General features: G+C 71.7%; 5 protein-coding genes. All 5 read left to right on the plus strand.

The window, feature by feature from the left end:
• The 5 genes from ACIF9R_RS34360 (at nt 1) to ACIF9R_RS34380 (ending at nt 7,570) form a co-directional block, all read left to right on the plus strand.
• On the plus strand, nt 1–2,529 hold the full coding sequence (locus ACIF9R_RS34360; RefSeq protein WP_399986396.1) for an FtsX-like permease family protein: 2,529 nt from the start codon (nt 1–3) through the stop codon (nt 2,527–2,529).
• Between the two features lie 164 nt (nt 2,530–2,693).
• Nucleotides 2,694–3,965, plus strand: coding sequence for a sensor histidine kinase (locus ACIF9R_RS34365; protein ID WP_399986398.1), 1,272 nt, complete (start codon nt 2,694–2,696; stop codon nt 3,963–3,965).
• A complete protein-coding gene (locus ACIF9R_RS34370; RefSeq protein ID WP_399986399.1) occupies nt 3,953–4,612 on the plus strand; it encodes a response regulator in 660 nt (219 codons plus the stop codon). Before ACIF9R_RS34365 ends, ACIF9R_RS34370 begins: the two co-directional genes overlap by 13 nt.
• Before the next feature lie 511 nt (nt 4,613–5,123).
• Entirely contained in the window at nt 5,124–6,230 is a 1,107-nt protein-coding gene (locus ACIF9R_RS34375; RefSeq protein ID WP_399986401.1) for a tyrosine-type recombinase/integrase, read from the plus strand.
• A gap of 653 nt (nt 6,231–6,883) precedes the next feature.
• Nucleotides 6,884–7,570, plus strand: a complete 687-nt coding sequence (locus tag ACIF9R_RS34380; RefSeq protein WP_399986403.1) for a hypothetical protein — start codon at nt 6,884–6,886, stop codon at nt 7,568–7,570.
• Nucleotides 7,571–7,613: the final 43 nt, after the last annotated feature.

Below are 7,613 nucleotides of genomic sequence, written 5' to 3' on the forward strand. Positions count from 1 at the left end.
GTGCTGCACCTCGCCGCGCAGATGGTGCGCTTCCGCAAAGGCGGTTTCGCCGCCACCTACCTCGCCCTCACCGCGGGTGTGGCCATCCTGATGACCTGCGCCCTGCTCGTGGAGTCGGGCCGGCACCACCAGGGCCGGCCACAGCGCTACGAGGCCACTCTCGCCGTCGTCGCCGACCGGGAGATGAGGGTGGCCGGCCCGACGGTGTTCGGCGAGACCGAGTACACCACCGTCACCCTTCCCGAACGCGGCAGTGTGCACGAGAAGCTGACCGGTGAACTCGCCGCGGTGCCCGGTGTGACGCACGCGGTGGGCGACCGCTCGATCGTGGTCACCGCAGCCGCCGCCCCGGACGTGCCCACGACGGGCCACGGCTGGGCGAGTGCCGCACTGGCCCCGTACCGGCTGGTGTCCGGCGAACCGCCCCGCTCCGGCGGGGAGATCGCCGTCGACGCCCGGCTGGCCGGCCGTGCGGGACTCGCGCCCGGCGACACCACGGACATCGTCACCGCGGGGGAGAGCCGACCGTACCGGGTGAGCGGGGTGGTCGAGACCGACGGGGCGGCCGGGGAACGGGCGGCGCTGTTCTTCACCGACGCGCGGGCCGCCGCGCTCGACCCACGGCAGGGGCGCTTCGACGCCATCGGTGTCCTGGCCGCCCCGGACGCCGACCGCTCCGCCGTACTGGAAGCGGTGCGCCGGATCGCGGACCGGGCGGACGCGAAGGCGTACACCGGTGACGAGCGCGGCCTGGCCGAACAGCCCGAAGCCGCCGCCGCGCGGGCGTTCACCCTTCAGGCCGGAAGCGCCTTCGGCGCATACGCCGCGATGATCATCGTCTTCGTCGTCGCCGGGACCGTGGGCCTGTCGGTACGGCACCGGCGCCGCGACCTCGCCCTGCTGCGTGCCGTCGCCGCCACCCCGGGTCAGGTGCGGCGGATGATCCTTGCCGAGGTGGGCCTGCTCGGTCTCCTCGCCGCCGTCGTGGGTGTCCCGGCCGGACTGTTCGCCACGGGACTCATCCGGGACGAACTGGTGTCCCGGGAGTTCGTGCCCGACGGCTTCACCGTCCAGGGCGGGCCGCTGTCCGCCGCGGCCGTGACCGTGGCCGTCGGCGCCACGGCACTGACGGCGGCCTGGATCGCGGCGCTGCGTGTCACCCGGATCCGGCCCACCGAGGCCCTCGGCGAGGTGGCCGTCGAGCGCGGCCTCGGCAGCAGGGCCCGTGTGGTGACCGGCCTGGTGTGCATCGCCGCCGCGCTGTCCCTGACCGGCCTGACCGGTGCCACCGACGGCCAGACCGCGCTGGGGGCGGCGATGGGCATGCTGTACGCGTTCGTGCTGGGGGTCGCGCTCCTCGCGCCCTGGATCAACCAGGCCGCGGCCCGGCTGCTCGGACCCGTCCTGCGCGCGGTGTGGGGCGACAGCGGCTACCTCGCCGCGGCGAATCTGAGGGCCAACGCCCGGGGCATGGTCGCCGTGCTCACCGCCCTGGTGCTCTCCGTGGGATTCGGCGGCACCGTCTGGTTCCTGCAGGACAACCTCCAGCGGCAGACCGTGGTCCAGAGCCGTGACGGCATCCTCGCCCAGCACGTTCTGACCGGCGGCGCCGGGCTGCCCGCCTCCGCCACCGCCGAGGCCCGCCGGATCCCCGGAGTGGTCGCCGCGACCGGGGTGCGCCGCACCTCCGTCGTCGTGCCGGGTGAGCTCGGGGCGCAGACCGTCGTCGCCCAGGGCATCGATCCGGTGGGCGTGGAACGGACGCTGGATCCGAAGGTCCGCTCGGGCCGTCTCGCCGAGCTGGGCGAGGACACCGTGGCCGTGTCCACCACACAGGCGGATGCCGCCGGCTGGGAGCTCGGTGAGAAGGCCGAACTGTGGCTCGGGGACGGCACGCCCGTCGCGCTGCGCGTCGTCGCCCTGTACGAACGCGGCTGGGGCTTCGGCGACGTCACCCTCCACACCCGGACGCTGACCGGGCACACCGTCACCGGACTCGACGACCGGGTGCTGATCCGCACCGGGCCGGAGGCCGGCACCGAGGCCGCCCTGGCCGATCTCGCCGGCCGGTATCCGGACGCCGCCGTGGTGGACGCCGACCGGCTCACCGGCGAACTCGCCCAGGACCTGGCCATCAGCGGCTGGCTGAACAAGCTGCTCATCACCGTCCTGGTGGGATACGCGGTACTCGCCGCCGCCAACACGCTCGTCATGGCCGCGCTGGCCCGCACCCGGGAGCTGTCCCTGCTGCGCCTCGTCGGCGTCACCCGCGGCCAGGTGAAGCGGATGGTGCACGCCGAACAGGCCGGGCTGCTGGGCGTGGCGCTCGTCATCGGCGGCGCGATCGCGGCCGTCACCCTCACCACGATCGTCCACGCGGTGTCCGGGCAGAGCGTCCCCCACGTCCCGGTCGCCGGTCCGGTGGCCGTCGTCGGCGGGACCACGGTGCTGGCACTCGTCGCCACGATGCTTCCCGTCGGCCGGCTGCTGCGCACCGAGCCGGTCGAAGGCATCGGCATCCGAGAGTGAGCACGGCGGGCCGTTCCCGGGCCCGGAGCGCTTCCGGCCGTTCCCGGGCCCGGAGTGCTTCCGGCCGTTCCCGGGCCCGGAGCGGGACGGTGCGCGTACCACTGGGCGGATGGCCGGGCGGGCCCGGGACCCGGCGTTCTATCCTCCGTGCCGGGGAGGTACGGATGGTGGTGACCGAGGACCGCCCGGCGGACAGCCGGCCGGCGTGGGCGCGGGCCGGGTCGGCGCGTGCCCGGGCGGTGCTGGACGCCCTGGAGCACCTCATCGGCGGTATGGGCACCGGCGTGCTGGCCCTGCTCGCGACGCTGTGGCTGCTGCTGACCGCCGTGGCCTGTCCGGTCGGGGTGGGTCTGTGGCTGCTGCCGTCCGCCCTGCACGCGGTGCGGGCCGTCGCCGACCGGGAGCGGACCAGGCTGTCCCGCTGGGGCCCGGAGATCATCGGCCCGGCGCCCCTGCCGGCCGGGCTGCGGGCCACGCTCCGCGACCGCGCCGTCCACCGGGAGGTGCGCTGGGTGTGCACGCACGGGGTCCTCGGCCTGTTCCTCGGGCTGGTCGGCGCGACCATGCCGCTGAACGCCGCCCACGACATCGCCTTCCCGCTGTACTGGCGCCTCCTGCCGGCGAGCGAGGCCACCGCGACCGTGGGCTGGTGGACGGTACGCGACTGGCCCGGCGCCCTCTTCATCACGCTGCTCGGGGTGCTGTGGGTGGGTGTCATCATGCTGTGCGCACCCGCCCTCGCACGGCTGCAGGCCTGGCCCGGACGGCGGCTGCTGACCCCGGACGCCGGGACCGACCTCGTGCTGCGGGTCGCCGAGCTCACCGCCACCAGGGCCGCCGCTCTCGACGCCCACGCCACCGAACTGCGCCGCGTCGAACGCGCGCTGCACGACGGCACACAGAACCGGATCGTCGCGGTCACCGTGCTGCTCGGCGCGGCCCGCCGCGCCCTGACCCGGGACCCCCGCGAGGCCGAGGCCGTCCTGGCACGCGCCCAGGACGCCGCCGAGCAGGCGCTCGCCGAACTGCGGGGCGTCGTCCGCAGCATCCTCCCGCCGGTCCTCGCCGACCGCAGCCTGCCCGACGCCCTCACCGCCCTGGCGGCCGACTGCCCGGTGCCCTGTCACCTCGACGCCGACGTGCCCGGCCGGTGCGCCGCGGCGGTGGAGGCGACGGCGTACTTCGTGGTCGCCGAGGCCCTCACCAACATCGCCAAGCACAGCGGCGCCCGGACGGCCGGAGTCGTGCTGCGCCGCCTGGACGACCGGCTGTACGTGGAGATCCACGACGACGGCCACGGAGGCGCCGACGAGCGCGGCGGGTCCGGTCTCACCGGGATCCGCCGCCGCACCGAGGCGCACGACGGAACACTCGAGCTGGCCAGCCCGCCCGGCGGCCCGACCACCCTGAAGGTGACCCTGCCATGCGGATCGTGATCGCCGAGGACGACGCACTGCTGCGCGAAGGGCTCGCGCTGCTGCTGCGCGCCGAGTCCCTGGACGTGGTGGCCACGGCCGAGAACCCCGACGCCTTCCTGGACGCCGTGGACGCGCAGGAGCCGGATGTCGCCATCGTCGACGTACGGATGCCGCCCACCCACACCGACGAGGGGATCACGGCGGCCGTGGAGGCCCGGCGGCGCCGTCCCGGGCTCGCCGTCCTCGTCCTGTCCGCGTACGTCGAACAGGCCTTCGCGACGGATCTGCTCGCCCGGGGCAGCGCCCGGATCGGCTACCTGCTGAAGGAACGGGTCGGACGGGTCGACGAGTTCCTCGACGCGTTGCACCGGGTGGCCGGTGGCGGCACCGCCATCGATCCCGAGGTCGTCGCCCAGCTCCTCACCCGCAGCCGGCCCGACGCCCGGCTGCAGCGGCTCAGCCCTCGTGAGCGGGACGTGCTGGCCCTGATGGCCGAGGGACTGGGCAACACGGCCATCGCCGAACGGCTCGTCGTCTCCGACGGTGCCGTGCACAAACACATCCGCAACATCTTCGCCAAGCTCGATCTGGCACCCACCGACCGCACGGACCGCCGCGTCGCCGCCGTGCTGCACTACCTGGACGACGCCCGGCGCCGGGACTGATCCCGGGGCGCCGGGCGGGCCCGCCGGACGTTTGTGGGGTACCGGTGAGCCCGGTGCCGCGGTGCCGCGGTGCCGCGGTGCCGCGGTGACCGGCGCGACCGCGCCCCGCGGAGCGCGGCCGCCGGGTTCCCGCGGGCCGGAGCGGACAGCCGGCCGCACGGGACCGCGGGGGTCCTCGGCCCCGGACCCGCGCACTCCCGCCGGGCCGGCGCTACCCGCCGAGTGAGCGGCGGGTGAGCCCGTCCAGGTGGCGGGTGAGGACCTCGCGGGCGTCGGGGGTGAGCGTGCGCAGCGCCACCAGTGCGGTGACGGCGACATCGCACAGTTCGGACCGGACGTCGTCCCACGTGTTATCTCTAGTAAGTCCTGAAGTTCAGTTACCTAAGTGACGTTTGCGCGTTCTCTACGTGACAGACAACTATCTTGGGGGACTTCAGTGACGTCAGCCAGACCCTCTTCCAAGCCCCGCGCCTACCGGGCCGAGAAGGCCATCAGGCCCTCCGACGGGGCAATGACGTGGATCGTCATCAGCAAGGACTACGAGATCCACCCTGAGGCGACTTCGTACCTGACCGCGCTGGCCTCCCAGGAAGACGCATCCGTCAATACCCTGCGCAGCTACGCGGGTCGGGTGGCGCTGTACCTGTCCTACTGTGCGGAGTTCGGTATCTGTTGGGCGGCACCCACCGTCGTTCAGCTTGCTCAGTTCCTGCATTGGCTGGTTGACGAACCCCTGCCGGCCCGGAGTCAGAGGGTGCTCGCCGAGCCCCGGCACCGCAGCAAGAAGACCGCGAACGCGATCATGACCACCACATGCCAGTTCCTCAGGCACTGCTCCCTGCACGGGTGGGTCGCCGCAGACTTGATCGCTCTGCTGACCGAGCCGAGGCTCCTCCACCACATGCCGACCGGTTACAACGCCGGTGAGGACGATCAGTACCGCACTGTGCGTGCACGGAAGCTGAAGTTCAAAGTCGCCATCTCCGGCTACGAGTACCTGACCGACGAGCAGATCCTCCGCATCATCGACCTCACATGCCACTCTCGCGACCGGTTCCTGGTGACGCTCCTGGCAGAAACAGGTGTGCGCATCGGGGAAGCCCTGGGTCTGCGACGGGAGGACATGCATCTGCTGTCGAACTCGGCGACGCTCGGGTGCCGCACGGTCGGTCCTCACATCCATGTGCGCCGTCGCCAGAACTCCAACGGAGCCCTGGCCAAGTCGCGGCAGCCTCGGTCGGTCCCGGTCAGCGACAGCCTGGTCGGTCTCTACGCCGACTACCAGTGGGAACGGGAGGCCGTGCCCGAGGCCGCGTCCTGCGACATGACATTCGTCAACCTGTTCCGTGGGCCTTTGGGTTCGCCGATGAAGTACCAAGCCACGCACGACCTGTTCGCGCGGCTTGCCAAACGGGCGGGCTTCGCCACACGGCCGCACATGTTCCGGCACTCGGCCGCGACGCGGTGGATTCGCCAGGGCAAGCAGCGTCATGTGGTGCAGGACCTGCTCGGGCATGTCAGCGAGCAGTCGATGGAGATCTACCTGCACGCCAGCGACCAGGAAAAGCGGGACGCTGTGACGGCGGTCTCGGAGATGCGAAGGGCCGCACAGCGGTGAATGACAGGGCCAAGTCGGCGAGGAACGTAGGCGTCGCGGCTCTGCCGACTGATGATCACCTGCTCCGGTCCTGGAACACCTGGCTTCAGCACGCCATCGACATGTGCTGGAGGCCCGGTGAATGGAATCCTCACGATCTGCTGTTCGTCGGAGACCCGGACAACCCGCTCACTGGATCTCGACGCTGCCGTCATCCTCTCTGCGACTCCCCGACCGAGGGGCCGACGTACTGCGGAAGCTGCAACATCGATTACCGCGCGTCCAAACTGACGGAAACAGAGTTCGACCAGACCTTTGTCCCGCGACGCAACCGGAGGTTCCACGCCAGGCCTGAGCGATGCGTCGTCCCCGCTTGCGGACGTGACGGGATCAAAGGGCAGCTCTGCCACAGCCACTACTCGGTCTGGCGCAGCCATGTACGCAGGACTTACGGCCACGATGCCAGGATCAGCCGTTACGCGGCTGAGCGTGAGGCATGGGCAACCGCACAAGAGCCGTTCCCCGGGCTGCCTCTGTGCGCGGTCCGAGGGTGCCGAAGCGAGGAGAGCCTTCCGACGCACCTCTGCTATGCGCACCGCAACTTGTGGGCGGCGTGCGCCCGCGAGAGCGGCCGGGACAGCAGCGAGGACCTGGCCAGGTGGACCAAGACCCGGGTGCCGTTCCTCCTCCAGAACGAGTTCAGCCTCGTCCCTCTTGAGGAGACGACGCGCCTGGAACTGCTTTACGCCCTCCAGAAGAGGGACGCGCGGGGCCAGGTTCTCCGTCCGACTCAGGTCAGGAAGATCGTCAAGCTGTTCGCCGGCATTCCCTCTGTGGCTCTCGCGGTTGGCGCCACGCCTGGCCCCTCCGACACCACATGCACGGCGACTCAGTCTCTGATCAAGGAGGTCAAGCGGGACATCACCAGGGGCCTCGACGCGTACCGCGGTATCGACGAGACCACCAAACCGGTGTGGGACCTGCGGGCGCTGGATACCCCTCTACCGGCGCGCACGCGGACCGGGTTCCGCGTGCGTGAGGGCGAGATCGACTTCACCCCCATCCTCCAGCCATGGCTAAGGGAAGTAGCGATGCACTGGGCTCGCACGACGAGTCCGGGGTCCTCGGCCCTTCGTGACCGGCTCCTGGCCTGCACGATCGCCTCTCGGGCCCTCGCTACCCGGCGTGCTGGTTCCGACCCAGCCGGACTGGGTTTCGCGGACATGACGGCGGTCGTCAACGAGTTCAGGGTGTCCGTTCGCAGAGACGGGAAGCCCCGCAGCAACGACTCCCGGGCCCGGCTACTGAACCCGGATCCACCGGCTGATGTTTCGGAGGTCCGATTTCTCGCCGGGGGCTGATGGTGGTGTGGGGCACGGGTTCGAGGGCGTGCAGCGCCTGCCG

The sequence above is a fragment of the Streptomyces sp. NPDC086080 genome (assembly GCF_044540255.1).
GTDB lineage: Bacteria > Actinomycetota > Actinomycetes > Streptomycetales > Streptomycetaceae > Streptomyces.

Excerpts from the sequence above, each read along its gene's own strand:
- ACIF9R_RS34365 (WP_399986398.1), top strand. The coding sequence starts at position 2,694 with ATGGTGGTGACCGAGGACCGCCCGGCGGACAGCCGGCCGGCGTGGGCG.
- ACIF9R_RS34370 (WP_399986399.1), top strand. The coding sequence starts at position 3,953 with ATGCGGATCGTGATCGCCGAGGACGACGCACTGCTGCGCGAAGGGCTC.
- ACIF9R_RS34375 (WP_399986401.1), top strand. The coding sequence starts at position 5,124 with ATGACGTGGATCGTCATCAGCAAGGACTACGAGATCCACCCTGAGGCG.